Here is a 26,580-nt window from a genome sequence, read left to right as displayed (position 1 = left end):
AAAGCAGCGGGACGAGCGGCACGATCAGCCGCAATCTCTGATCATCTAACGGCACCTCTGTGATACCCGCGCGCAAAATGCTGGGCCATCGTGTCGGAATAACGGCAGGGGCTCCCGTCAGGTTGCGGTCAGCTAGGCTATATACGCAAGTCCGGATCTTGCGCGGCGCCAGCGATATATCCGGCCATTTCGCCGAAAGGAGACGAAGCTGATGAATCAAATCTGTGCATGCAGCCACTGTACAAGTGACTAACGCCCCCCCTCGCAATGGTAGACCGCCCAGCCCGCTTCGGCGCCAATCGCGGCATGCATCCGAAGGTTATTCGTCGGACACATCGGCGCGACATTTCCGTGGTTTGTGCCCCACTTGAACCAGAGACCATCCAGGCAAAATTGATGCGATGTACGAGGTAATTTGTAGTCTGCAATATCAGACCAGCAGCAGCAACTCCACACTTCTACCCCGGCTCTTGCGCACGTGAAAGTCAACAATGAAGAACATGTTCTGTAACTTTAGCAAACATCTACGACGACAACGCCCAACCCGAACAATGCTACAGCTATTTGCCCCCCCCCGTGATGACACGCTCATCCCCTACGGGCGCGCGCCCCGCGGAACTATGTCGCCACTATCATACATTAGTGTGACGCGACCATATTGCGTTCGCGGCATATGCACGAATTATCCCTAATCGATACTGCTCACGACTTTTATTATTTAGAACAGCCCCCCCCCCCCCCGCGCTTATGGCCGCAATTTATTGACGCCATCACGCCCCCCCCCCCTGCGCACTTCAGTTGCGGCTTCCACTAGCATGGACACAGGCGCGTCGAACTAATTACCCCCCCCCCAAAAAAAATCAGTCAAATCTGACAGTCAAGAGTGAAGGGAAAGAACTAGCCGACTACGTCTCATTTTTGTAGCTAAACTACATTTCGGCAATGCGCATGTGACGACCGACAATGAGCCTGGATAGGACGGACTCAAAAGGAGTGGACTCAAAAGGAATTTGGCACCACCCCAATCACACAACAGGACAATTATTGGCGATTAGCACAACGCCAATTCGAACATCCACCATCCAATTTGGCGAATTTGAAAATATCTACTACACACATCGCCTACCACGTTCCACCGAGACTCAATCGACGCTAACGGCTCGATGAGTAATTTCACTGCGAGTCAAACTAGAATGCGCTTCAAAGGACTCGACCTCAACCTTCTCGTTGCACTCGATGCACTGTTGACGCAAGAGAATCTAACTACTGCTGCACGAAGTATCAATCTGAGCCAGCCCGCTATGAGCGCTGCAATTGCACGGTTAAGGATCTATTTTGGAGATGAGCTATTTACAATGAGAGGGCGACAGCTCGTTCCAACTCCGCGTGCGCTAGCGCTCGCGACTCCTGTGCGAGACGCTCTCGCCCATATTAACTTAAATATAATTAGCACGAAGGGATTCAATCCGCCAGCTTCACAGCGACGTTACAAAGTAATCACATCTGATTTTATGACAATGATCTTCGTTCGTAAAGTCATCGACCGAATTCAACGCGAAGCTCCTGGGGTAAGCCTCGAGTTATTGCCGCCAGCAGATGGGCCTGATGAGCTGCTTCGTCGAGCTGAAGTCGACTTCATCATTTATCCCGAGGTGTTTATGTCAAATGCACATCCAAGACTACCGCTCTTTGATGATCGACTGGTCTGCGTCAGTTGCCCGACCAACGAGAACTTACCAGAATCTCTTACCTTGCACCGATATTTGTCTCTCGGCCACGTTGCCGCTAGGTTCGCACGTTCGCTGCGGCCTCAGTTTGAAGAACGCCTCCTGACCGAGCACGGACTGTCAATACGGATCGAGATTTCCGTTCCAGGATTCAGCATGATCCCGGCAATGCTTCGAGGTACCCCCCGCATCGCCTATATGCCCTCAATGCTCGTCCGCCATTACGGTGAGAAGCCTGCATTGCGGGTAATCAAACCACCGATCCCGCTGCTTTCGTTCACTGAGGCAGTCCAATGGCCTCACCTTCACAACTGTGACCCAGGAAGCATCTGGATGCGAAAGATTTTTTTGCAGGAGGCCAGTTTAATCGCATCAAACGCGCCCCAAGCTTAAGCCGACGACGGGGAACTTTTGCGGCTATCTAGGCGTCGGAGAGCGACGGAACCCATAGCTCACCATTGTTCGGTCCGCCTCGACCATGGAGCAGCCCGCCGTTCCAGAGGCCGAGCCTTGCCTGCAGGTGCGCTTCGCAGTTCGCTAGCCGCGGTACTACACGTTCTTAAACACAACCATAACGCTCCGCCGAGGGCCGCCTTGGCAATCTGGCGTAGGTGCTGAGAACTGTCCTTATGGACAGAGATAGGCACAGAGCCCAGGTCGAGCGGCTTGAAGTGGTTGAGACGGGTTGGCGGCGGCGCTGGTCTGAGGATGAGAAGCTCAGGCTCGTGATGGAGAGCCTGCAGGGGAGCCGGCAGGTTTCGGCGACAGCCCGGCGATACGGCATCTCTCGTTCTTTGCTTCTCAAGTGGCGGCGTCTGTTCCGCGCTGAACGGAATGAAGCCGGGTCGGGACTGGGCTTCGTTCCTGCAAAGGCAGATCCCTTGGCGACGCATGATCCAGTCGAGCCGACCGGCGGTGGTGCGATTGAGATCGAGTTTGCGGCCGGAGCCAGGATGCGGATCACGGGCGCAGTCGATGAGGCGACGCTGAAGGCTGCCGTCGCGGCGTTGACGGACGGGCGAACGCGATGATCCCAATTCCGTCAGGGGTACGCGTGTGGATCGCGACCGGCCACACCGACATGCGCCGTGGCATGCAGAGCCTGGCGCTTGGAGTCCAGGAGAGCCTGAAGCGCGACCCGCATGCCGGCGATCTCTACATCTTCCGCGGCCGTCGCGGCGATCTGGTCAAGATTCTCTGGCATGACGGGTTGGGTATGTCGCTGTACGCCAAGCGCCTGGATCGCGGCAGGTTCATCTGGCCTTCGGCGTCGGACGGCGCGGTGTCGATCTCGGCCGCGCAGATGGCTTACATGCTCGAGGGCATCGACTGGAGACATCCGCAGGCAAGCTGGCGACCGCAAAGCGCGGGTTGAGCCAATAATCCTTCGGCTTTGGGCGTTTGGGGAGTCACAATACCTTCGATCTGTGATTCACTGCGCTGTATGAATGCTGAGCGCGACGCCGGTCCCGATGACATAGCGGCCTTGAAAGAGGCGCTGGCAGCCGAGCGCGCCAGGGGTTTGGAAATTGCGGCGGAGCTGGCTGTCGCCCGCGCGAAAGCCTCGGAAGACAGCGCGCTGATCGCCCAGCAGAAGCTGCAGATCGCCAAGCTGCGGCATCAGATCTACGGACAACAGTCGGAGCGCTCGTCGCGGCTGATCGAGCAGTTGGCGCTGACCTTCGAGGAACTGGAAGTCGACGCCACCGAGGACGAACTGTCCGCCGAGCAGGCGGCGGCCAGGACCACGACCGTGCGCGGATTTACGCGCAAGCGTGCGGAGCGCCAGACCTTCCCGGAGCATCTGCCGCGCGAGCGGGTTGTGATAGATCCGCCGCCCGCGTGCGAGTGCTGCGGCGGCAATCGCCTGCGCAAGATCGGAGAGGACGTGACGCGGACTCTGGAGGCAGTGCCGCGGCAGTGGAAGGTGGTCGAGACGGTGCGGGAGAAGTTCTCCTGCCGCGACTGCGAGAAGATCAGCCAGGCGCCAGCGCCGTTCCATGCCGTGGCGCGGGGATGGGCCGGTCCGAGCTTGTTGGCCATGATCATGTTCGAGAAGTTCGGCCAGCATCAGCCATTGAACCGCCAGGCCGAGCGTTACGCCTTGGAAGGCGTGCCGATCGCGCTCTCGACCATGGCGGATGCCGTTGGATCGGTCTGTGCGTCGCTGGAACCTCTGCTACGCCTAGTCGAATCCCACGTTCTGGCGGCCGAGCGCCTTCATGCTGATGACACGACCGTGCCGGTGCTGGCCAAGGGCAAGACCGATACGGGGAGATGCTGGATCTACGTCCGGGACGATCGGCCGTTTGGCGGCGCCGACCCGCCGGCAGCGATGTTCTACTACTCCCGCGACCGCAGGGGCGAGCACCCGCAGAAGCATCTGGCAGGCTATGCCGGCATCCTGCAGGCCGATGCCTATGACGGGTATAACCAGCTCTATCTGGCGGAGCGCCAACCTGGAGCGATCCGCGAAGCGGCGTGTTGGGTACATGCCCGGCGCCCGTTCTTCGTCATGGCCGACATCGACGAGAACGCGCGACGCAAGGCTTCCGGCAAGAAGGACATTCCGCTGTCGCCGATCGCGGTCGAGATGGTGCGACGGATCGATGCATTGTTCGAGATCGAACGCTCCGTCAATGGCAGGAGCGCCAAGGAGCGCGTTCGGGTGCGGCAGGCGCTGAGCCGGCCTCTGGTCGAGGACCTGGAGGTCTATATGCGTGAGCAACTCGCCAAACTGTCCCGTGGGCACGACCTCGCCAAGGCGTTCAACTACATCCTCAAGCGCTGCGGATCTCGCGCGCCGGCTTCGGACCGAGCGAGCGCAACAAGCTCCTCGGCGCGAGCGCGCAGGCCACGGCTGATGTAATCCCGGGAGATCACGAGATCGGCCCTTGTCTCGTCCACGCCGCGGACGAGCACATGGATGTGAGGATTGTCCGTGTTCCAATGGTCGACAGCGATCCACTCCAACCGCGTGGAGAGATCTGTGCGCGGCGACAATCAAGGTGAGAACCCAGCGACAATCAGGATGAGAGAGCGCCGGCGGGAGCGGGACTAAGGGAGGGCGTAGCCCGACCGGAGGACCGCTCCCGCCGGCGGCGCGCCTTATCAGGCCGTCTGGCGGCCGGGTGGGGTTGGCGCAAGCTGTTGATTCGTCTCGACAAGAGGGGATCGACGGCTTGCCTGGCCTCCACATCACCGACCACCAGATGAGGCTATACATGAGTTACCGACTGACGTTATCGGCGGAGGCCGCGGCGGCCAAAGCCGGGTTTTCGACGGCGAGCGCCTACCGGATCGAGGCCGATCCGCGGCTGCCCTCGCAGAAGCAGGCGCCACGTGGCCGGCGCCGGCCTGATCCCCTGGCGGCCTATTGGGACGCGGAGATCGAGCCGATCCTGAAGGCCGCGCCCGGGATCCGAGCGGTTGGCGTGCTGGAGGAACTGCGCCGGCGCCATCCCGACCTCAATCCCAACATCCGGCGCACGCTGGAGCGGCGCATCACGGCTTGGCGCGCGTTCAATGGCCCCGAGCGGGACGTCATCTTCCGCCAGGAGCATGAGCCCGGGCGGCTCGGCCTGTCGGACTTCACCGACGCCGGCGTGCTGGGCATCACCATCGCAGGCGCGTCCCTCGACCACCGGCTCTATCACTTCCGGTTGGCGTTCTCCGGCTTCGCGCACGCTCATGTCGTGCTCGGCGGCGAGAGCTTCGTCGCATTGGCCGAGGGCCTGCAGAACGCGCTGTGGGCGCTCGGCGGCGTCCCCAGAGAACATCGCAGCGACAGCCTGTCGGCGGCGTTCCGCAACCTCGCCATCGATGCGCGCGAGGACATCACGCAACGCTACGAGCAACTGATGCAGCATTACGGCATGGTGGCGACCCGCAACAATGCCGGCATCGCGCATGAGAACGGTTCGATCGAGAGCGCGCATGGCCATCTCAAGCAGGCACTGGAGGACGCGCTGCTGCTGCGGGGCACGCGCGACTTCGCCGATCTCGACGCCTACCGTGCCTTCGTCGACATGGTCGTCGGCCGGCGCAACGCCCATGTCGTCAAGCGGATCGCGATCGAGAAGGAGATGCTGGCACCGCTGCCGCGAGGTCGCACCAGCGACTTCGAGGAGAAGGTGATCCGCGTGACGTCGTCGGGCGGCTTCATCCTGCGCCGCGTTTTCTACACGATGCCCTCGAAGCTGATCGGCCATCGTCTGCGCGTGCGCATCTTCGATGATCGCCTCGAATGCTTCCTCGGCACCACGCAGGTCGCGATGCTCAGGCGAGGCCAGCCTGTGTCGGAAAGCCGGGGCGGACACGTCGTCGATTATCGTCACGTCATCCATGCCCTGCGCCGCAAGCCGATGGCACTTGCCAATCTCGTCTACCGCGATCAGCTGTTCCCGCGGGCAGCCTACCGACGCGCGTTCGAGACGCTGCAGGACAGATATGACGAGCGTCATGCCTGCAAGGTCACGGTCGAGCCCCTTGCTCTCGCTCACGAGCGGGCCTGCGAGGCCGAGCTCGCCGAGGCCATTGCCGCCGATCTCGATGCGGGACGGCTGCCGGATCTCGCCACGCTCCGCATCCGCTTCCGCCCCGAACAGGCATCAGTCCCCGACGTCGCCGTCGAGCTTGCTCCGCTCGCCGCCTACGACGAACTGGCGTCCCTGGGCTTTGCGCCGATGACCTCGAACACGGGAGATGCAGCATGACCAGCACGACGACACCCATTGATGCCGCGCGCGTCGAGTTGCTGCTCACCGAGCTGCGCCTGCCGAGCGTCAAGGCGATCTGGCCAAAGCTCGCCGCGCAATCTGACAAGGAGGGCTGGCCCGCCGCGCGCTTCCTCGCAGCACTCGCCGAGCACGAGGTCGCCGATCGTGGTCGCCGCCGGATCGAACGGCACATGCTCGAAGCGCGCCTGCCTGCCGGCAAAACGCTCGCGAGCTTCGACTTCGACAGCGTGCCGACGCTGTCCAAGGCGCAGGTGATGGCGCTCGCCGCGGGCGACGTCTGGCTCGAGTCTGGCGCCAACCTGCTGCTGTTCGGTCCGCCCGGCGGCGGCAAGAGCCATCTCAGCGCGGCCATTGGCCTGGCCCTCGTCGAGAACGGCTGGCGCGTGTTGTTCACGCGCACGACCGATCTCGTGCAGCGGCTGCAGACGGCGCGGCGAGAGCTGGCGCTGGAAGCGGCCATCGCCAAGCTCGACCGCTACGATCTGCTGATCCTCGACGACATCACCTACGTGTCGAAAGATCAGGCCGAGACCAGCGTGCTGTTCGAACTGATAGCCACCCGCTACGAGCGGCGCTCGCTGCTCATCACGGCCAATCAGCCGTTCGGCGAGTGGGGCCGCATCTTCCCCGATCAGGCCATGACGCTCGCCGCCGTCGACCGTCTCGTCCACCACGCCACGATCATCGAGATGAACGTCGAGAGCTACCGCCGCAAGGCCGCCCTCGGCCGCAAGCGCGGCGCCGGCCGACCGCCGGTTCACGCCACACCGAAGGAGGTCGAAAGCACGGCTGATTGACGCTGCGGCAATGCTGATTGTCGCCCAGCGTCAATCAGCCCTTGCCAAGCCGGGAGCCAGCGACAATGATCCGGCCACCCGGCTCCAATCTTCTCATCCAGATTGACGCCAAGTTCTCATCCTGATCGTCGCGCTATAGATCTGCCTCCTTCTGCCGCATCAGGTCGCGGGTGAAGGCCCTGAGGTCCACCATGTCGGCGGCATCCTTCCGGCGAGACGATGAACCGGAAATGATGCCGGTCACCTTTGCCCCGCGCCTCGAAGCCAATCTCATCGGCCTGATCGCCAGTCGCATCGAACATCCGGGCCGGCTGGCCATCGCGAGTGACGCCGTCCCGCTTCACGTAGGCCAGATGCGTCGCCAGAGGCGCTGACCGAAACGCGCGGCCCGTGTGTCTCGCGATGCGCGCCTTGACCGAAACCCGCCGAACCGGGGCGAACAGCCGCTCTCGGCTGAAGCTCACTCGGCCCCGCCCGAAGGTCGAATGAGCCCGTACGGCGTAGCGTCCATTCACGACTGACACCGGCGGCACGTGCCCCGCTGCATTAGAGCGCGTTGTTTTTCTTCAGAATCGGATTCCCAAGGGAGGCAATCTCTGATTCAAGCTTCATGCTGGGGTGCGGAGGCCAGCATGGATGACGCGACCGTATTCGGAAGATATCCGTGAGGTTGCTCTGGCGCGGGCAGATGCCGGCGAGAGCGTGCGCTCGATTGCAAGCTGTCTCCAGATCAGCCCGTCCTGCATCCCGAAATGGAAGAAGCTGAGGCAGGAGACCGGCAATATCACACCTGGCAAGATCGGCGGTCACAAGAAGCCAGTTCTATCTGGAGACAACGCCGATTGGTTGCGTCAACGCATCCGCTCGGGGCCTTTCACGCTGCGTCAACTGACAAAGGAGCTGGCGGCCCGCGGGATAAAAACAGATGTTCGCGCGGTGTGGACCTTCGTACATGCTGAAGGGCTGAGCTATAAAAAAAACGATCCGCGCAGCCGAACAGGATCGCCCAGACGTCGCTCGTAAGCGGACGCGCTGGAAAGCTCACCAGGACAAGATTGACGTCTCCCGCCTGGTCTTTATCGACGAAACTTGGATCAAGACCAACATGGCGCCGCTCCGCGGCTGGGGGCCACGCGGACAACGTCTGGACGCGTCCGTTCCCTTCGGCCACTGGAAGACCATGACCTTCATCGCGGCCCTGCGCCATGATCGGATCACGGCGCCGTGGGTCATTGACGGTCCCATTAATGGCGAACTCTTCACACTCCATGTTGAGAATGAATTGGCTCCGACCTTAACCAAGGGAGACATCGTGATCCTCGACAATCTCGGAAGTCACAAAGGAAAGCGAGCTCGCGAAATCATCCGCGCCAGAGGAGCGCATTTGCTCTTCCTGCCGCCCTATAGCCCCGACCTCAATCCGATCGAGCAGGTCTTCGCCAAGCTCAAGCACCTCATGCGAGCTGCAGAACCGCGCACTATCGAGGAAACTTGGCGAAAGGCCGGAAGGCTCCTCGACCTCTTCTCCGCGGAGGAGTGTGCGAACTATCTCAAAAACTCAGGATATGTTTCCGTATAAAAACATCATGCTCTAGCCGCCCGCAGCACGCGATTGATGAAGCTCTTCGTCTTGGCGCTCCGCCTCTGACGAATGCGCCCAGGTCGGATACGGAACTCGCGCTCGCTCGTGGTCATGCGCGGCGCCCCGGGGCCGCTTGAAAACCTACAGTGCCGAAAACAAGATTGATCTCACTACTAAAAGTGCAGAGCGCGGCACGCGCTCCGACCGACCGGCGTGGTTGAACACAAGCCATGTCAATGGCTTGGCGTTCAACCGGTGAGCCGCTTTTATCTTGCCGTCGACTCCGGACAAATGTAAGCGTCCGGACCTTGCACGTCTTTTCGGTAGTACATTGTCGCTCCATTTCGGGTTCTCTGCTGCTGTGGAGAATCTCCGGTGGGACCCAAACATTTCGAGAACAAGGCCCGCCGCGAATGGTGGTCGCTGCACATTGAAGCTTGGCGCCGAAGTGGCCTCGGGATCCGCAAATACTGCCGACAACACCGCCTGACCGAGAACACATTCCGGCGTTGGCTCAAGTGGCTGGCCGGCGAAGAGGCAGCGCTCAAACTCGAGAAACAACAGACGGAATTGCGCCGGGAGCGCGCCCGGGAGGAGCGGCAACAGGCTCTCCGAACCCAGAAGCAGCGCAGGTTCACGGTCAGCTCGGATGTACGTAATCGGGCGTCCCAAGCGTTCTGGGCGATGCATGTCGAGGCGCTGAACTGGAGCGGGATGGGGCTCCGCGCCTATGCTGTCGCAATGCAGCTGTCGCCGCACTCGCTGCGCAAATGGCGTGACCGGCTGGACGCTGGCGAGGTCACGATCGATTGGCGCGCCCATCTTCATCCCTCCGCCTGTCCCGCCGTTAGCAGTGTCGTAAGCAGCGCTGCTAAGGAGTCCGACTGCGAAACGAGCTTGACAGATGAGCCACGTGATGGGCGCGCGAACCGGCGTCGGTTCACGGACGATGAGAAGCTCGCGATCGTGCGTGAGTCCGACGTTCCGGGTACGTCCGCTGCCGAACTCTGTCGGCGTCACGGCATCGTCACCAGCAAGCTGTTCCGCTGGCGAGTCCAGTTCGGCTTCGGCAAGCGATCGCAACCGACCTTTGCAGCGGTGACGCTCACCGGAGGGTCATCCGAACAGCTCGTATTGAACGATCTCTTGCAACCACCAGACGGCATGGTGACCGTTGAGCTGTCGGATGGACTCCGCGTTTTTGCACCATCAGGCACAGATCCTGCGACGGTCCGAGCGCATGTCGAGAACAAGGAGACCGCATCATGATGATCGTTCCCGCCGGCGTGAAAGTGCATCTGGCGCTCGGCTACACCGACATGCGGAAGGGCATGGACGGGCTTGCAATGCTGGTCCAGGACACGCTGAAGAAGGATCCGTTCTCGGGCCATCTCTTCGCCTTCCGCGGTAAGCAGGCATCGATGTTGAAGATCCTGTTCTGGGACGGCAACGGGCTCTGCTTGTTCACCAAACGAATTGACCGAGGTGGCTTCGTATGGCCGCGTGTCAGCGATGCGGGAGGCACCGTGGCGCTCTCTCCTGCGCAGCTCGCAATGCTGATTGAAGGCATCGACTGGCGCTCGCCGGAACGCGTATGGAAGCCTGCGATTGCAGGATGATTTGCAAACACTGGTGCTCAACTGAGTTGCGATTCTTCTACGAATCAGCGTCCTCGAGTACCATCGGACATGCGGCTCGAACTCACCAATCTGCCCTCCGATCCTGAACTTCTGCAGCGCCTGGTGCGCGACATTGCTGCTGCGATTGATCATCGCGACACCGAGATCGAGCGTCTCAAATCCATCATCAAGCAGCTGCAGCGGATGCAGTTCGGCCGCAGCTCCGAGCGCATCGATCCCGACCAGCTTGCACTCGGTCTGGAGGATCTCGACAGCGACATTGGCCGCGTCGAAGAAGCGCAACCGAAGGTCACACCGGAAGCCAAATCTCCGCCGAGCGTCGTGCGCTGCCCGATCATCTGCCACGCGAAGACGTTCTGCTTGACGTTCAGGACCGAGTCTGCAGCTGCTGTGGCGGTGCTCTTCATCTGATCGGCGAGAGCGTCGGCGAGATGCTGGATTGGGTGCCTGCCCAGCTTCGCGTCGTGCGTACGACCCGTCCGAAATACGCCTGCCGCGCCTGCAACACCGTGGTGCAAGCCGGCGCGCCGGAACGATCGATCGCCGGTGGCTTGGCGACACCCGCGCTGCTCTCGCACGTGTTGATCAGCAAATACTGCGATCATCTTCCGCTCTATCGGCAGTCGCAGATCTTCGACCGTCACGGCGTGGCTCTCTGCCGCTCGACGGTCGCTGGCTGGGTTGGCGGTGCATGCTGGTGGCTCGAGGCCGTGCACAAACGGCTGTGCAAGAACATGTTCGCCTCCAACCATCTCTTTGCCGATGACACGCCGATCCCGGTGCTTGATCCTGGCCGCGGACGAACCAAGACGGTACGGCTCTGGGTGTACGCGCGCGAGCAACGGCCGTGGAGCGGCCCCGAACCTCCGGCAGCAATCTATCTGTTCGCTCCGGATCGCAAGGCGGAGCGACCGGTCGCACATCTTGCCGCCTTCAAGGGCATCTTGCATGTCGACGGATATGCCGGCTTCGAGCAGCTGGCCGACAAGGACGCAATTACGCTCGCAGCGTGTTGGAGCCACTCGCGACGCAAGTTCTACGATGTGGCCGAAGCCACGGCGTATCCTGTGGCGACAGAAGCCCTGCGCCGGATCGGCGAACTCTATGCGATCGAGGCGCGTATCCGCGGCCAATCGCCTGCTTATCGCCTGGCCGAGCGCAGGACGTTCGCCAAGCCAATCGTTGACGCTCTGAACGTCTGGTTCGATGCACAGCTCCGCCTGGTCTCCGGCCGCAGCACGCTCGCCGAGGCAATCCGATATGCGCTCTCGCGCTGGCACGGTCTGACACGCTTCCTGAACGATGGACGCGTCGAGTTCGACACCAATCCGGTCGAACGCGCGATCCGCCCTGTCACCCTCGGCCGCAAGAACCACCTGTTCGCCGGCAGCGACGGTGGCGGACATCGATGGGCAGTGGTCAGCTCGCTGATCACGACGTGTAAGATGAACGACGTCGAGCCTTACGCCTATCTGCGGGATGTCCTGCAGCGAATGACCGACGGACATCCCGTCAACCGCCTCTATGAACTGCTGCCGTGGAACTGGAAACTGGCTGATCATGTCAAGACCTGAGGCATGTGCAGCGGCCGGACGCTTACGCCGCGATCTTCTTCCTCGTTTTCGCCATCGGTGCTCTCCATCTTCATCATCAACAACACGCCTGCATGGCAGCAGCATAGCCGTCGCGGCGCAATTTTCCATCGGTCTGACGGAGCCACGTCACAGGCAATTTGGCGCGATCGCGCCGCCCCTTCGGGCACCGCGTCGCAGGCAAGATAGCGTGCGTTCGTCGTCTTGGATCTGCACCGGTCCTCATCGGCTGACAGCGGAGCTCCATCACTTCGCGCGTCGTCCGCGACGCCTATTCGTTGCTGCAGGATTGTTGCTTTGCTTCATGCCAGGGCTCCCAGCAGCCTGCGGTCCTTACATTTGGCATGTGCGGCGGCCTCAGTGGCGCTGACGGCCGGATCGCCGCAATACGCCGTGCCGTCGCACCACATCGCGTGCATGATCACGGCCAGTTTGCGCGCCACTGCGACCACCGCCTTGCGGTGTCCAGAGCGCTTGGCAACCGCCAATCCCCAGGTCTTGACCTTGTCCTTGCGCTTGAAGCGCGTCAGCAACGCGCTCGCCGCCTCGTAGAGCGCGCGCCGCACATCGGCGTCGCCCGCCTTGCTGATCGGCCCCTGCACATCGATCGAGGTGACCGACTGCCAGCACCGCGACGTCAAACCAAAATACGCCGCGACGTCGCGCTAACGCTTAAATCGCGATGGATCGTCAATCGCCGTCATGAAGCTCAGCGCTGCGATCGGCCCGACACCTGGAATCTACATGAAGCGCCGGCACAGCTCGTGTCCGTCGACCAACTTGACGACCAGGCCATGCAGCCGGCAGTACTCCTTCCACAGCGCGGCGCGCGCATTCAGCATCGCATCAATCAGCTGGCTGATCAGCGCGTCGCCGACGACCGCGTCGCGCACCGCCTGCGCAAACCCGCCGCGGCTGAGCCGGATGCCGAACGCCTTCAGCGAGTGCCGGATCGCATTCTCGAGATCGAGCAATTGCGCTTGAGATTGCGGCGATGCGTCAGCAGCAATCGCAGCCGATAGCACGGCGCGGTCTTGATGTGCGCGCGCCAGAACCAGCCGGTCCGCATGATGTGTGCAATGCCGAGCGCGTCCGCACGGTCGGTCTTGTTGCGCTGGGCATGCAGCGCGGCGCGCACATGCTGCGTCTCCAGACAGATCGCCGGCAGGCCGCGACGGAGCAATTCTGTGCAGCCACGGCGACAGCGCGCCGGCCTCATGGCCGACCCGCCGCAGCCGGCCGAGATACGGCGACACTGCTCCCTTGATCGCGTCCGGGTCGGTCATCACCGCGACCTCCAGCAGCACTTCGCCCTTGTCGTCGACCACACAAATCGCGGTCTGATCCATGCCGACATCCAGTCCGCAGAAGAACTCCATGGCGCGCCTCCTGTGTTGGTGAGAGCGCTCATTCTGCATGGCCGCCGCTGTCGCGTCAGCAGTTGGACGGTCAGGCCGATTACGGACGGCAGGAGTAATCGGGCGTCTCTCCGCCTTCTTCTTCGACATGATCGTATCCTCTGCTTCATACTATGCGGCTGCACCCGAGCGGTCGACAACATGACAATGGTCCGGCTTTCATCGTGATTTTGCGGTGATAACATCTGGTGGTCCATGCAGGAGTCCGTGCTCGGCCCCGCTCGCCGTGCGGGCGCACATGTCGTCGTCAGGATCGCGGGGCAACACAGGCACTCACGTGCGCTCGCAGCCTCGATCGAACTGTCGTCGCCGGCAAGATAGCGTGCTCTCCACATCCGCTTCGATCCACCACATGCCTTTCCGCCGATCAGCGGAAACTCAGCCATTCTTCTGTCGTCGAGCTGTCTGCCAGACGGCGCTCGCCCAGAGCTCTCACATTGCGGCGGCGAGCGCCGTCGGGTTGCTAAAATTCGGTTCACCGGCGCTTTCATCTTCGGCTGCGAACCGGAACGCAGATCCGTCGATCCACATGCGGTGCATGACGACTGCCAGCTTGCGTGCAACGGCCACCACCGCGCGCTTATGGCCACGTTTGGCTGCGATCCGGACACCCCAGGCCTTGATGCCGCACCATTGCTTGGAGCGCACCAGCATCGCACTCGCCGCCTCGTAGAGCACGGTACGCACCCTCCCCGTCGCCGCACTTCGGAATGTGCCCTTCGATGTCGATGGATGTGCCCGTCTGGATAGTATCGCTCCGGCGTAGGCCGCCTTGTTCGGCGTCACCGGCCGCCTAAGGATATGGCCTTAAGTCCAGCCTTGAGGTCATGCGGCGATGCAGATGGAAGTTTTGGGCGCCGAACGGCGGCGTCGATGGAGTTATGAGGATAAGGTTCGTCTGATCGAGGAGACGATGCAGTCCGGGCAGACCGTCTGCGGAGTTGCCCGGCGGCATGGGGTGGCTCAGAGCCTGCTGTTCACCTGGCGCCGGCAGGCGCGGCAGGGCCGGCTGGGTGCCGAGGCTGTGCCGGCTATCGTTCCTGTCGCCATCGTGTCGTCGCAGGCTGACGACTTGACGAGGGTGCCATCACCACCGTCGCCATCGCGTGCCGCACCGAGCATGCGGGCCGGAACGATCGAGATCGAACTGGACGACTGCTGCGTGCGCGTCGACCGCGACGTGGACACCGAGGCACTTCGGCGCATTCTCGACCTTTTGAGGCGGCGATGATTCCGATCCCGAGCGACGTCAAGGTCTGGATTGCGACCGGCCACACGGACATGCGCCGTGGTATGCAGAGCCTGGCCCTGATGGTCCAGGAGATTTTGAAGCGAGATCCCCACGCCGGCGATCTCTACATCTTCCGCGGCCGTCGCGGGGATCTGGTCAAGATCCTGTGGCATGACGGAATCGGCTTGTCGCTCTACGCCAAGCGCCTCGACCGAGGAAAGTTCATCTGGCCCTCGGTGTCCAATGGCGCGGTGTCGATCTCGGCCGCGCAGATGGCCTACATGCTTGAGGCGATCGATTGGAGGAATCCGCAGCTGACATGGCGGCCACAGAGCGCAGGCTGAGCAGAGATAGTTGCGGCTTTCCGGTATTTAGGGAGTTCCAACCGGCCTGATCTGTGATTCACTGCGTCGCATGAACGCCGATTGCGATGCTGGACCGGATGACGTCGTCGCCCTGAAACAGGCGCTGGCGGCCGAGCGCGCGAAGGGATTGGAGGTCGCTGCCGAGCTTGCGGCTGCCCGAGCCAAGGCATCGGAAGACGAAGCCCTGATCGCGTCCCAGAAGCTGCAGATCGCCAAGCTGAGGCATCAGATCTACGGGCAGCGGTCGGAGCGTTCATCACGCCTGCTCGAACAACTGGCGCTGACGTTCGAAGAGCAGGAAGCTGGCGCCACCGAGGACGAGCTTGCGGCGGAACGCGCCGCGGCGAAGACCAGCACGGTCCGCGCCTTCACGCGCAAGCGCACCGAGCGACAAACCTTCCCCGAACATCTGCCCCGCGAGCGGGTGGTGATCGAGCCGCCGACGGCTTGCGAATGCTGCGGCAGCAATCGCCTGCGCAAGCTCGGCGAGGACGTGACGCGGACGCTGGAGGTGGTGCCGCGCCAATGGAAGGTGATCGAGACGGTGCGGGAGAAGTTCTCCTGCCGGGACTGCGAGAAGATCAGCCAGGTGCCGGCGCCGTTCCATGCCGTGGCGCGAGGATGGGCCGGGCCGAGCCTGCTGGCGATGATCATGTTCGAGAAGTTCGGTCAGCATCAGCCCTTGAACCGCCAGGCCGAGCGCTATGCGCTGGAGGGCGTGCCGATAGCGCTCTCGACCATGGCGGATGCCGTGGGGTCGGTCTGTGCGTCGCTGGACCCGCTGCTGCGCCTGGTTGAAGCGCATGTCATGACGGCCGAGCGCCTTCATGCCGACGATACGACCGTGCCGGTGCTGGCCAAGGGAAAGACTGACACGGGGCGGTGCTGGATCTATGTCCGGGACGACCGGCCGTTCGGTGGTGCGGACCCGCCGGCAGCGATGTTCTACTACTCGCGCGATCGCAAGGGCGAGCATCCGCAGGCGCATCTGGCGCGGTATGCCGGCATCCTGCAGGCCGACGCCTATGACGGCTATAACCAGCTCTATCTGGCTGGACGCGGCCCTGGACCGATCCGCGAGGCGTCGTGCTGGGCGCATGCGCGGCGCCCGTTCTTTGCCATGGCCGATCTGGAGGAGAATGCGCGCCGCAAGGCTGCGGGCAAGAAGGAGATCCCGCTTTCTCCGATCGCAATCGAGGTCGTGCGCCGGATCGATGCGTTGTTCGAGATCGAGCGTTCCATCAATGGCAAAAGCGCGCAGGAGCGTCTCGAAGCACGGCAGACGCTCAGTCGGCCTTTGACCGAAGACCTGCGGCTCTACATGCAAGAGCAACTCGCCAAGCTCGCCCGGGGGCACGACCTTGCCAAGGCATTCAATTACGTGCTGAAGCGATGGCCGAGCTTCACGCTGTTCCTCGATGACGGTCGTGTGTGCCTCTCCAACAATGCCGCCGAGCGCGGTCTGCGAGGCATCGCCCTAGGTCGAAAATCCTGGCTCTTCTGCGGGTCTGATCGCGGCGGCCGGCGCGCAGCTGCGATGTACAGCCTGATCGTCACCGCCAAAATGAACGGGATCGATCCGCAAGCCTGGCTGACCGATGTCATTGACCGGATTGCCGCTCACCCGTCCCAACGGCTCGACGAACTGCTGCCCTGGAACTGGACGCCTCAGGCCGCAGCGCTCTCCACCCGAGCAGCATGACCACGCACGTCAACAAAGTTCACCACGTCACCACCATCGCCAAGGTTGCCAAGGACCTCGGCGAAGATGAGGAATGGTTGCACGACGTCGCCAGCGAATTGGACATCGAGGATGGCGTCATCTGGGTCTACGGCGGATGCTTACTCTGGATACGCCGGGACGTCAGTCGAAATGCGCGCCGACGGTCTTCGACTTGCTGAACCTATGCGGATCATCGATGGCCGCCTTGAAGGTCAGTGCCGTTACCGGGCCTACGCCGGGAATGGCGCAAAAACGTCGGCAGAGCTCGTCGCGGCCCACCATCTGCACCAGCAGATCATGCAGCCTTTTGTACTCGGCCCACAGTGCTTCCCACGCTCTCAACATGCAGTCTGTTACGCCGGTGATAAGCCGGTCGCAAGCGACCAACTCGTGCACTCGTGCTACAAAAGTCGCGCGCTGGACCCGCGGTCCGACCATCGATCCGAACACCTTCAGCGACTGTCTGATCTCGTTCTCTATGTTGAGCAATTTGCGCTTCAGGGTTCGCCGGTGTCCCCAGCAGAAGCCGTATTTTGGGACTCTCCTGACTCTTGACATGGACGGGTCGATACCAACCCGCACGCGCCAGGTGCGCCAATCCTCGCGCATCATTTTTGTCGGTCTTGTTGCGCTGAACTTCCAGCGCAGCCGCGGCCTGCCGCGTTTCCAGCAGGACCATGGGCAAGCCAAGAGACACGAGCTGACGGTGCAGCCAAGGCGCTACACTTCCCGCTTCATGGCCGACCTTGTCGAGCCGTGGCAGGTACGGTGCCAACGCTTCGAAGATGATCGCAGGATCCGTCAACACGCTGGCTTCGAACACGAATACGCCGTCGCGGCTGTTCACGACGCAGATTGCGGTCTTGGTGCTGGAGGTGTCGAGTGCTGCTGAGAGTTTCATCGGCGGACGTCCTCTTCGGCGAATCAATTTTGATTCCCCGCCATGCTGCGCCTTTGTTGCCGCGACTGTCTCACCTCGCACCCGCCCGATTATGCCGCCACTTTAATCGGCCGGGTGTTCTGCCTCTCGGCCACGATCGTCTTCGTCGCTTTCGCCATCGGAGCTCTCCGTCTTCATTGTCAAACACACGCCTGCAGCCCAGCCTGATCTGCAGCTCGTTGACAGCGAGGAGTTCCAGTGCGCGTGCAGCTTTCCGCGCTCATCGATGGCGTCGCGCCGCCGCACGATGGCAGCAGCATAGCCGTTGCGGCGCAATCTTCTATCGGTCTGACGGAGCCATATCACAGGCAATTTGGCGCGATCGCGCCGCCCGTTCGGGCACCGCGTCGCAGGCAAGATAGCGTGCGTTCCGTCGTCTTGGATCTGCACCGGTCCTCATCCGCTGACAGCGGAACTCCATCACTTCGCGCGTCATCCGCGAGGCCTATTCGTTGCTGCAGGATTGCTGCTCTGGTTCATGCCGCTTGGCTTCCTGCTAGCGCTCCAGCAGCCTGTGGTCCATGCGTTTGGCCTGTGCGGCCGCATCGGCGGCGCTGACGGCCCGATCGCCGCAATACGCCGTGCCGTCGCACCACATCGCGTGCATGATCACCGCCAGTTTGCGCGCCACCGCGACCACCGCCTCGCGGTGTTCAGCGCGCTTGGCAACCGCCAGGCCCCAGGTCTTGACCTTGTCCTTGCGCTTGAAGCGCGTCAGCAACGCGCTCGCCGCCTCGTAGAGCGCGCGCCGCACATCGGCGTCGCCCGCCTTGCATGGCGTCGATCAGCTCGCTGACCAGAACATCGCCGGCCACCGCGTCGCGCACCGCCTACGCAAAACCGCCGCGGCCGACATGGCTCAGCCGGATGCCAAACGCCTTCTGCGAATGCCGGGCCGCGTTCTCGATATCGAGGCATCTGCGCTTGAGATTGCGTCGATGCGTCAGCAGCAGCCTCAGCCGGTAGCACGGCGCGGTCCTGATATGTGCGCGCCGGAACCAGTCGGTGCGCATGATTTGCGCGATGCCGAGCGCGTCGGCGCGGTCGGTCTTGTTGCGCTGGGCCTTCAGCGCAGCGCGCACATGCTGGGTCCTCCAGGCAGAACGCCGGCAGGCCGAGAGGGAGCAATTCTGGGTGCAGCCACGGCGACAGCGCGCCGGCCTCGTGGCCGAGCAGCGGAGCGGCCGAGATACAGCGACAGTGCTCCTTTGTGATCGGGTCGTGTCCCCGGGCGTGGTGTAGCTCGGTAGAGCAAAGCCGTCCGCCCGCGCGCTCCCCCATAGCGCTGTAGTGGGTGGACGGCTTTGCGGTGGTCACCGGCGATTGCCCGGTAGGGTCGGGTTGCTGACACCAACCTGATTCGAGGAACCACCGATGACCGACGAGATGATGAACCTTCGCGCGCTCGTGGAGAAGGCCCCGGACGCGGATCTTCTGCGCGAGATGATCGGCTTTGCAGCCCAGCGGTTGATGGAGATGGAAGTCGCCGGGCTGACCGGAGCGGCCTATGGCGAGAAGAGCTCCGAGCGTCTGGCGCAGCGCAACGGCTACCGTGACCGGATCTGGGAAACGCGTGCCGGCGCGGTCGAGTTGCGCATTCCCAAGCTGCGCAAGGGAAGCTACTTCCCGGGCTTCCTGGAGCCGCGCCGGATGGCCGAGAAGGCGCTGACCGCCGTGATCCAGGAAGCCTACGTGCAGGGCGTCTCGACCCGTTCGGTCGACGACCTCGTGCAGGCGATGGGGATGAGCGGCATCTCCAAGAGCCAGGTGAGCCGGCTCTGTGGCGAGATCGACGACAAGGTAAAGGCCTTTCTCGCCCGTCCGATCGAAGGCGACTGGCCGTATCTGTGGATCGACGCCACCTACGTGAAGGTGCGCCAGAATGGGCGCATCGTCTCGGTCGCGGTGATCGTCGCGATCGGCGTCAACAGCGACGGAAGGCGCGAGGTGCTGGGCATGGACGTCGGCCCGTCCGAGGCCGAGACGTTCTGGACCGCGTTCCTGCGCAAGCTCACACGCCGTGGACTGCGTGGCGTGAAGCTCGTGATCTCGGATGCTCACGAGGGCATCAAGGCCACCGTCGCCAAGGTGCTCAATGCCACCTGGCAGCGTTGTCGCGTTCACTTCATGCGCAACGCTCTCGCTCATGCCGGTAAGAGCGGGCGCCGCGTGGTCTCCGCCTTCATCGCCACGGCCTTTGCCCAGGACGACGCCGAGGCAGCCAAGGCGCAATGGCGCAAGGTCGCCGACCAGATCCGTCCCAACGTGCCCAAGCTCGCCGCCCTCATGGATGAGGCCGAGCCTGACGTGCTCGCCTATATGAGCTTCCCGGCACAGCACCGCGCCAAGCTGCACTCGACCAATCCAATCGAGAGGGTCAATGGCGAGATCAAGCGCCGCACCGAGGTCGTCGGCATCTTCCCAAACGAGGAAGCAATCGTCCGTCTCGTCGGTGCGATCCTGCTCGAGCAGAACGACGAGTGGGCCGTCCAGCGCGCCCGCTACATGACGCTGGAAACCATCGCGCCTTTGAGCGATGATCCCATTGCCGGCCTGCCCGCCGTGGCAGGCTGACGAGCTCGGCCCGCACCGGAATCGCCCGGTGATCCACCATGCCAGCTACACCACTCTATGGGACACGATCCTTTGATCGCGTCCGGGTCGCTCATCGCCTCGACCTCCAGTAGCACTTCTCCTTTGTCGTTGACCACAAAAATCGCGGCTGATCCATGCCGACGTCCAGTCCGCAGAAGAACTCCATGGCGCGCCTCCCGTGTTGGTGAGAGCTCTAATTCTGCATGGCCGCCGCTGTGCGTCAGCAGCTGGACGGTCAGGCCGATTACGGACAGCACTGAAACGTCGCCCTGTGAGCGTCGTAAGCGTCCGGACCTTGCACGTCTTTCCGGTAGTACATTGTCGCTGCATTTCGCGGTCTCTGCTACTGTGGAAAATCTTCCGGTGGGACCCAAACGTTTCGAGAACAAGGCGCGACCCGAATGGTGGTCGCTGCACATCGAAGCGTGGCGTCGCAGCGGTCTCGGGATCCGCAAATACTGCCAGCAACACCGTCTGACCGAGAACCCGTTGCGGCGGTGGCTGAAGCGGTTGGCCGGCAACGAGACTGCGCTTAAGCTTGAGAAATTTCAGACGGAATTGCGCCGCGAGCGCACCCGGGAAGAGCGGGAAAAGGCGCTCCGAAAGCAGAAGCAGCGCAGGTTCACGGTCGCTTCAGACGTTCTGAGAAATCCATGTCGAGGCGCTGAACCGGAGCGCAATGGAGCTCCGCGCCTATGCCGCGGCGCTGCAGCTGTCGCCGCATTCGCTACGCAAATGGCGCTACCGATTGGCCACTGGGGAGGTCACGATCGACTGGCGCGCCCATCTTCAACTCTCCGCCCGTCCGGCCGTTAGCAGTAGTGCTAGGAACTCACATCCCGAACACCGCATGACAGCCGCCGAAATCGGCGACCCGGCGACGCCGCCGGCACCCGTTCGCCGCTTCTTCAGCGACGGGGAAATGCTCGCGATAGCCAGGGAAACCGAGCTACCAGGCGCCAAGGTTTCTGCCGTCTCGCGCAAGCACGGCCTCGCCACCGGGCTGCTGTTCCGCAGGCGCGCGCAGTTCGGCTTCGTGCAAAAGAAGGGCTCCAAGCTCGCCCGTGTCAGTGTCGCCCCACGATGTGCCCGCCGCGGGCGCCCTGCGCGATCTCGTGCGTCCACCGGAGGGCATGGTGGCCGTCGACCTCGTCGATGGACGACGTGTCTTCGCTCCCGCCGGCAGCGATCCGGACGCTGAGCGAGGGCAGATCGAGAGCAAAGAGACCGCACCATGACGATGGCGTTCGCCCGGGGGGGATATGGAGACCGCTTTGACGATGGGTGGTCGCAAGAGGACGTCGGCGCTGCCGTCGACGAACGCCATCAGCCGCTAATCGATCTCAACAGCAGGGTACGCAGCCGGTGAAGACCACAGGCTGAGCAACCGGTCTGAACGGTTCGATCAGGCTGCGGCCGACGTCTGCGCTGCCTGCCAGGTCCAGGGCAGCAGATCGGCGACCTTGCTGGCCGAATGATCGGGTAGCCTGGCAGGGACGTCGGCGAGCCAGGCCTACGGATCGACGTCCTTGAGTTTGGCGGTCTGGATCAGGGTGTAGATGGCGGCGGCACGGCGGCCGCCATCGTCGGAGCCGGCGAAGGTCCAGTTCTTGCGGCCGACGGCCACGGCGCGCAGCTTGCGTTCGGCCGCGTTGTTGGTCATGCACAGCCGGCCATCGTCGATGAAGCGCGTGAACACCTCCCAGCGCTTGAGGCTATAGTCGATCGCCTTGGCAGTCTCGCTCTTGCCGGAGATCTTGGCGCGGCGCTCGTGCAGGAAGGTATGAAGCTCATCGACCAGCGGGCGGCTGCGCGCATGGCGCGCGGCTTTGCGCTCGTGGGCCGGCAGACCGTTGATCTCGCGCTCGATCGCAAACAGGGCGTCGATCTTCGCGATCGCTTCGATCGCGATCGGCGCCTTCTTCAGCCGTGCGATCTCGAAGAACTTGCGCCGTGCGTGCGCCCAGCAACCGACCTCAATGATCGGGCCCGGCTTCCGCGATGGATCGTAGAGCCTGTTGAAGCCGGCATAGGCGTCCGCCTGCATCGGTCCGGCATAGGTCGCAAGATGCGCCTCGGGATGGGTGCCGGAGCGGTCGGGCGAGTAGAAGAACACGGCGGCCGGCGGCGCGTGCCCGGCGAGGGCCGATCGTCGCGCACATAGGTCCAGACGCGCCCCGTGCGCGTCTTGCCCTTGGCCAGAACCGGCACCGTGGTGTCGTCGGCATGGATGCGCTCGGCAATGAGGACATGCGCCTTGATCGCCTCGACCAGCGGCATCAATGTCGCCGCCGCCGCGCCGACCCAGTCGGCCAGCGTGGAGACGTCCAACATCACACCTTCATGCGCATACGTCGTGCTCTGCCGGTTGAGCGGCAGGTGCAGTCCGTATTTGGCGAACAGGATGTGCGCAAGCAGACGCGGTCCCGCACGTCCGCGGGAGATCGGATGGAACGGCGCCGGCGGCTGGCTGATCGCCTCGCAGGCGCGGCAGGAGAACTTCTCGCGCACATGCTCGATCACCTTCCACTGCCGCGGTACGAGCTCCAGCGTCTCGGTCACGTCCTCGCCGATCTTGCGCAGCCTGTCGCCGCCGCAACACGAGCAATGGGCCGGTGCAGGATGCACGATGCGCTCCCGCGGCAGGTGCTCGGGCAGCGGCCGCCGCGCCGGACGCCGCCGTTCGAATGGCTGCACGTCTATCTTCGCGGCCTTGGCCCGCTCGGCTGCCAGATGCGCCTCGGCTTCAGCCTCCGAGGCATCCTCCTCGAGACCGGCGAGTTCAAGCTCGAGCTGTTCGAGCACCGAGGCGCGCTCCGACGACGGCCCGTACTGCTCGTGCTTGAGCTTGGCGATCGTGAACTTCATCTGCTCGATCAGCAGCGTGCGGGCGCGGACCTCGGCTTCGAGATTGCGTGCCTTGGACTCCGCTGCGAGCTGCGCCGCCTGGCCGGCGAGCACCAGCGCCTTCAGCGTCGCGACATCATCAGGGAGCGAATCGGCTGTGATCATCGCAGAAGATGGAATCACAGCTCCGCCCGGTACGCATCAGTGCCGTTACGTTCGAGCGCTCAACCCACAGCTTCCGGGCGCCACGTCCGCTGCGGATGCCGCCAGTCGATGCCTTCGAGCAGATAGCCGAGCTGGGCCGGCGTGATCGTCATGGCTCCGTCCACAGCCTGTGGCCAGATGAAGCGGCCGCGCTCCAGCCGCTTGGCGAACAGGCACATGCCCTGGCCGTCGTGCCACAGCACCTTGATCAGGCTGCCGCTGCGGCCGCGGAACACGAACAGATGGCCACCATGTGGATCGCGCTTCAAGGTCTCCAGGACCAGCAGCGCCAGACCGTCGAAGCCCTTGCGCATGTCGGTATGGCCCGTCGCCAGCCAGACCTGGGTGCCGGAGGGGATCGGAATCGTTATCCTGAGCCCGCCCGGAGTGCCGCGATCTCTGCCGTCACCGTCGCGACATCCGCCGTACCGCTGATCCGGATCTTCGTCTCGGTCCCGATCTCGACTTCGATAAACCCCTGCATGCAGGCTGTTGCCGGGTGCGGATCGGCAGCGATCGTCACCGCGGCAAAGCCGGGCACGGCAGCCTTCTCGCCGCACAGCTGCTGGCGCCAGCGGAACACCTGGCTCGAATGCACACCAAACGCGCGCGCCACGCCCAGGATCGTCGCACCCGGCTGCAACGCTGCAGCGACGATGCGCTCCTTTTCAGCCCGCGACCAATGCCGCCGTCGCCGCTCCGACGTGATCACTTCCACTTCTGTACTGGCCATAGGACTAGGGCGTGGACTAGTACTATGGCTTCAACAGGCATCAGCTCCCGCGCAAGGCGGCCGTCACCGGGGGCTTACACAGCAGGCAGCTTGTCGACGAACGTGATGACCCGGAGCTCCGGCGCCAGTTGATTGCGCACCAGTATGGGATCCTCCGGTCAGAACAAAGATCAGAGTGGCCGGGTTTGCGCCAAGCAAGCCGAGTGCCGCATCGCACGTCATTATCGCCAGGTTCGAGTACGACGATTTCCCCCGCCTAAAGCTCAACCGTTATCCCATCCCTCGACAAGATTTCTATAATCCACGTTCTGCAATAAGCGCATTGTAGACGCTCGTGGAAATGTCTACAGACAGCTGTCGACTGCCTGAACAGGAATCGAGACATACTGCTGCAGTCTACGAACTACTAGCCGAGCTCTGCAGGCGTCTGCGGACGACGACTCGAGAGGAACTTAGGCAGTGTGTGCCACTGCACCATCCAGTCGATGGCTGTCCGTCGAACGGCACCGCCCTGCTATAACGCTCAAAGTGATCGAGGTCATACAGGAAGGCTGCGGCCGTCTTGGCGGCCACAACCAGTCGCAAAAGCTCGTTTTTGATTACATTCGATTACGAGCTGGGTGTCCTCGCGAGGCCGACCGACCGTTGGCCCATATCCGCCAGCGTCTGACCGGCCTCGCCGTCACCAAGGTTTCGCGACAGCTCATGGCCGGTTAGCTATCGATAAGATGGCAACAAGGTACCTTGCTTTTCAGTTTAGAACGCTCTCCGCTTAGACATGTGGGTGGGACGAACGCCGATTAAGTTGCGGCTGCGCTGGCGGGACAGCCATGCGCTCATGGCGAATGTCGTACCGAGGATAGCGAAAGCTATCGACAGCGCGAAGAAGAACAGCATAGCACGGGCCCCTGAATCTTTGAAGGTTTGGTTTGGCTCAATATAAGGACGCGATCCGCGTATCATCGAATTAAGCCAGCGTGATTTTCATACAACTTGACGCAATGTCAGGTTCAACCCCCCCAGCGAGAACAATGCCGTCTGGTGTCTAGTCCTCACCTGGTCGTCCAGGTTCCTCGAACTCAGCTATGTCGCCAATGCTGTAATAGTCGAGAACGCCGTAATGGCCGAGCCAGCGCACTAGGCGAGAAGGCAACAACGAGTCGAATCTGGCCGCGTAACAATGAATGCCACCTCGCCCTCACCAAAGCGGTCCCCTTGTGTTCGGACTTTCAACAACAATCACGAACGCGCGGCTCTCGCAAACTGCCCGTCGCTAGATATGAGCCGTAGAGCCCAAACGCGGCAAAGCCTGACTATAGCTATGAATAGCTGCGGTGATTTTCTTGAACCCGAACAATTGGAAAAGCCTTGAGCCCATGCAAGGCAAGTAAGGGCGTGCATGATGCACTAATCGCAATTGGTGTTGCCGGCATCGATGTATCCTGCTGCGCTAGGCCGGCATAGAGGTGAGAATCGTCGCTTCCAAGCGGATCCGTAGCTTCGCCCTGTCGGCCAGTCGAAGACCGACACGATCGATGCGGAGATGATTGCCTGGTTCGCTGAGAATTTCAGCGATGCGCCGAGTCGGACCAACGATGCTAAGCGTGAGGAACTAGCGGGACTGGTGAGAGCATGAAATAACCTGATGGATCTGGAAGCCCGTTCGCGGAACCAGAACGAGCATGTTGGGCCGGGATTGGCGCTACAGGCCGATCCTAGGCATTGAAGGCCGGATTGCTAAGCTGGAGGCAGCGATCTCCTCTAGGTCAAGGCGACACCGGAGTTGCCAAGCGCACCGAGATCATTCTTGCTGGCGCGCCCCCCGTGATCCTCATTGCAGGAGCGCCGGCGCTCGGCAAGGTGAGCGACGAGATCACCGCCGCCCCGATCAGAGTCGCCTCTTTCGACGATGACAGCGGCAGCGCCGAGGCGAGCGCCACATCAAGGGAGGTAGGGTTGGGTAAAAATGCCTGTACCCTGCCTGTTTCGGCGCAGCGCCCCAGTCTAATTTCGTGCCAAAAACCTATTACGAGAGCCTCAGGCGAAGGAGCTAAAAATTGCGCTCCTTGCCTGCATGCGCATGCTGATCATCATCCTAAACACGATGATCGCGCGTGGAGAAAATGGATCATAAGTCACCACGCGTTGCGGTGAGCTGATCGAGCGCCATGCCACACGCCGTCAACAAACGAGCGCGTATCGAACCGACAGGACAACGAGCGGACGGGGTCAAGGCCTTCAGCCGCTGAAGGCGAGGGCCCATCTCAGGCCAGCATCGAGGCCGGCTAATCCTTCGTGTCTGCGACAGCGGTTGTCGATTTCGACACGGCTCGTCCTGAATTTATAAGGATAGAGTCGGCAATTTGCCCAACCTACACTTAAGTTACCTGCACCTAAATCTATTATACTCACATTTTTACACGCGTGGTCGCCACTTTGACATCGGA

17 protein-coding genes and 8 pseudogenes are annotated in these 26,580 nt (G+C 62.4%); 15 read left to right on the top strand and 10 right to left on the bottom strand.

Features of this window, described 5'->3' with window-relative positions; all coding sequences use genetic code 11:
• Positions 1 to 1,193: 1,193 nt before the first annotated feature.
• From BRAD285_RS05740 to BRAD285_RS05725, 4 genes and pseudogenes are all read left to right on the top strand, one after another.
• Positions 1,194 to 2,120: a LysR family transcriptional regulator gene (locus BRAD285_RS05740; protein WP_006615130.1), complete on the top strand. Its 927-nt coding sequence runs from the start codon at positions 1,194 to 1,196 to the stop codon at positions 2,118 to 2,120.
• A gap of 236 nt (positions 2,121 to 2,356) precedes the next feature.
• On the top strand, positions 2,357 to 2,758 hold the full coding sequence (locus BRAD285_RS36635; RefSeq protein ID WP_087877612.1) for a transposase: 402 nt from the start codon (positions 2,357 to 2,359) through the stop codon (positions 2,756 to 2,758).
• Positions 2,759 to 2,781: 23 nt separating this feature from the next.
• Complete coding sequence (tnpB, locus tag BRAD285_RS05730) at positions 2,782 to 3,102, top strand: IS66 family insertion sequence element accessory protein TnpB (RefSeq protein WP_371507540.1); 321 nt, start codon at positions 2,782 to 2,784, stop codon at positions 3,100 to 3,102.
• A gap of 69 nt (positions 3,103 to 3,171) precedes the next feature.
• Positions 3,172 to 4,515 (top strand): annotated as a pseudogene (locus tag BRAD285_RS05725) (IS66 family transposase); the annotation flags it as partial.
• Here BRAD285_RS05725 and BRAD285_RS36630 read toward each other — a convergent pair.
• Positions 4,511 to 4,715 (bottom strand): annotated as a pseudogene (locus BRAD285_RS36630) (type VI secretion protein); the annotation flags it as partial. The pseudogenes BRAD285_RS05725 and BRAD285_RS36630 sit on opposite strands and share 5 nt — an antisense overlap.
• 224 nt (positions 4,716 to 4,939) lie before the next feature.
• Here BRAD285_RS36630 and istA point away from each other — a divergent pair.
• Positions 4,940 to 6,442, top strand: coding sequence for an IS21 family transposase (istA, locus tag BRAD285_RS05715; RefSeq protein WP_244563594.1), 1,503 nt, complete (start codon positions 4,940 to 4,942; stop codon positions 6,440 to 6,442).
• The gene (gene istB, locus BRAD285_RS05710; RefSeq protein ID WP_006611535.1) at positions 6,439 to 7,263 is read left to right on the top strand and encodes an IS21-like element helper ATPase IstB; all 825 of its coding nucleotides are present in this window, start codon (positions 6,439 to 6,441) and stop codon (positions 7,261 to 7,263) included. The genes istA and istB overlap by 4 nt, the downstream gene beginning before the upstream one ends.
• A 136-nt stretch (positions 7,264 to 7,399) precedes the next feature.
• Here the strand turns inward: istB and BRAD285_RS36180 are convergent.
• Positions 7,400 to 7,814, bottom strand: a pseudogene (locus BRAD285_RS36180) (type VI secretion protein); the annotation flags it as partial.
• Between the two features lie 85 nt (positions 7,815 to 7,899).
• On the opposite strand from BRAD285_RS36180, the gene BRAD285_RS35255 reads away from it, so the two are divergent.
• From BRAD285_RS35255 to BRAD285_RS05680, 4 genes and pseudogenes are all read left to right on the top strand, one after another.
• Positions 7,900 to 8,842, top strand: a protein-coding gene (locus BRAD285_RS35255) for an IS630 family transposase (protein WP_087877595.1) whose coding sequence is annotated in 2 segments (ribosomal slippage) — positions 7,900 to 8,235 and positions 8,237 to 8,842 — 942 coding nt in all. Because the reading frame shifts where the segments join, the coding sequence is not laid out codon by codon here.
• 378 nt (positions 8,843 to 9,220) lie between these two features.
• Complete coding sequence (locus BRAD285_RS05690) at positions 9,221 to 10,114, top strand: transposase (RefSeq protein WP_006615046.1); 894 nt, start codon at positions 9,221 to 9,223, stop codon at positions 10,112 to 10,114.
• Positions 10,111 to 10,464, top strand: a complete 354-nt coding sequence (gene tnpB, locus BRAD285_RS05685; RefSeq protein ID WP_006615047.1) for an IS66 family insertion sequence element accessory protein TnpB — start codon at positions 10,111 to 10,113, stop codon at positions 10,462 to 10,464. The genes BRAD285_RS05690 and tnpB (BRAD285_RS05685) overlap by 4 nt, the downstream gene beginning before the upstream one ends.
• Before the next feature lie 69 nt (positions 10,465 to 10,533).
• A pseudogene (locus BRAD285_RS05680) lies at positions 10,534 to 12,059 on the top strand (IS66 family transposase).
• Between the two features lie 320 nt (positions 12,060 to 12,379).
• Here BRAD285_RS05680 and BRAD285_RS05675 read toward each other — a convergent pair.
• Positions 12,380 to 13,456: pseudogene (locus BRAD285_RS05675) on the bottom strand (IS110 family transposase).
• Positions 13,457 to 13,927: 471 nt separating this feature from the next.
• Positions 13,928 to 14,222: pseudogene (locus tag BRAD285_RS05670) on the bottom strand (IS110 family transposase); the annotation flags it as partial.
• Positions 14,223 to 14,336: 114 nt separating this feature from the next.
• Here BRAD285_RS05670 and BRAD285_RS05665 point away from each other — a divergent pair.
• The 4 genes from BRAD285_RS05665 to BRAD285_RS36175 all read left to right on the top strand — a co-directional run bounded on the left by BRAD285_RS05665 (position 14,337) and on the right by BRAD285_RS36175 (position 16,993).
• On the top strand, positions 14,337 to 14,726 hold the full coding sequence (locus BRAD285_RS05665) for a transposase (protein ID WP_157681650.1): 390 nt from the start codon (positions 14,337 to 14,339) through the stop codon (positions 14,724 to 14,726).
• Positions 14,723 to 15,070 carry an IS66 family insertion sequence element accessory protein TnpB gene (gene tnpB / locus BRAD285_RS05660; protein ID WP_006613318.1) on the top strand — a complete coding sequence of 116 codons (348 nt, stop codon included), beginning with the start codon at positions 14,723 to 14,725 and terminating at the stop codon, positions 15,068 to 15,070. Before BRAD285_RS05665 ends, tnpB (BRAD285_RS05660) begins: the two co-directional genes overlap by 4 nt.
• A gap of 70 nt (positions 15,071 to 15,140) precedes the next feature.
• Positions 15,141 to 16,793, top strand: coding sequence for an IS66 family transposase (locus BRAD285_RS05655; protein WP_157681655.1), 1,653 nt, complete (start codon positions 15,141 to 15,143; stop codon positions 16,791 to 16,793).
• A complete protein-coding gene (locus tag BRAD285_RS36175; RefSeq protein WP_244563586.1) occupies positions 16,790 to 16,993 on the top strand; it encodes a hypothetical protein in 204 nt (67 codons plus the stop codon). The genes BRAD285_RS05655 and BRAD285_RS36175 overlap by 4 nt, the downstream gene beginning before the upstream one ends.
• Here BRAD285_RS36175 and BRAD285_RS36170 read toward each other — a convergent pair.
• The 3 genes and pseudogenes from BRAD285_RS36170 to BRAD285_RS05645 form a co-directional block, all read right to left on the bottom strand.
• Positions 16,956 to 17,096, bottom strand: a complete 141-nt coding sequence (locus BRAD285_RS36170; protein ID WP_244422214.1) for a transposase — start codon at positions 17,094 to 17,096, stop codon at positions 16,956 to 16,958. The two genes, BRAD285_RS36175 and BRAD285_RS36170, sit on opposite strands and share 38 nt — an antisense overlap.
• Before the next feature lie 13 nt (positions 17,097 to 17,109).
• A complete protein-coding gene (locus BRAD285_RS05650) occupies positions 17,110 to 17,715 on the bottom strand; it encodes a transposase (protein WP_006612316.1) in 606 nt (201 codons plus the stop codon).
• Positions 17,716 to 18,250: 535 nt separating this feature from the next.
• Positions 18,251 to 18,927, bottom strand: a pseudogene (locus BRAD285_RS05645) (IS110 family transposase); the annotation flags it as partial.
• 201 nt (positions 18,928 to 19,128) lie between these two features.
• Between BRAD285_RS05645 and BRAD285_RS05640 the strand changes: the two are divergent.
• The gene (locus BRAD285_RS05640) at positions 19,129 to 20,328 is read left to right on the top strand and encodes an IS256 family transposase (RefSeq protein ID WP_087877580.1); all 1,200 of its coding nucleotides are present in this window, start codon (positions 19,129 to 19,131) and stop codon (positions 20,326 to 20,328) included.
• Positions 20,329 to 21,754: 1,426 nt separating this feature from the next.
• Here the strand turns inward: BRAD285_RS05640 and BRAD285_RS05630 are convergent.
• The 3 genes and pseudogenes from BRAD285_RS05630 to BRAD285_RS05620 all read right to left on the bottom strand — a co-directional run bounded on the left by BRAD285_RS05630 (position 21,755) and on the right by BRAD285_RS05620 (position 24,133).
• Positions 21,755 to 23,361, bottom strand: a pseudogene (locus BRAD285_RS05630) (IS66 family transposase).
• Between the two features lie 59 nt (positions 23,362 to 23,420).
• Positions 23,421 to 23,714, bottom strand: a complete 294-nt coding sequence (gene tnpB / locus BRAD285_RS05625) for an IS66 family insertion sequence element accessory protein TnpB (RefSeq protein ID WP_087877611.1) — start codon at positions 23,712 to 23,714, stop codon at positions 23,421 to 23,423.
• Between the two features lie 53 nt (positions 23,715 to 23,767).
• Entirely contained in the window at positions 23,768 to 24,133 is a 366-nt protein-coding gene (locus BRAD285_RS05620; RefSeq protein WP_087877610.1) for a transposase, read from the bottom strand.
• Positions 24,134 to 26,580 lie beyond the last annotated feature (2,447 nt).

Source organism: Bradyrhizobium sp. ORS 285 (assembly GCF_900176205.1).
Taxonomy (GTDB): domain Bacteria; phylum Pseudomonadota; class Alphaproteobacteria; order Rhizobiales; family Xanthobacteraceae; genus Bradyrhizobium.
This window is presented reverse-complemented; position numbering and strand designations above follow the sequence as displayed.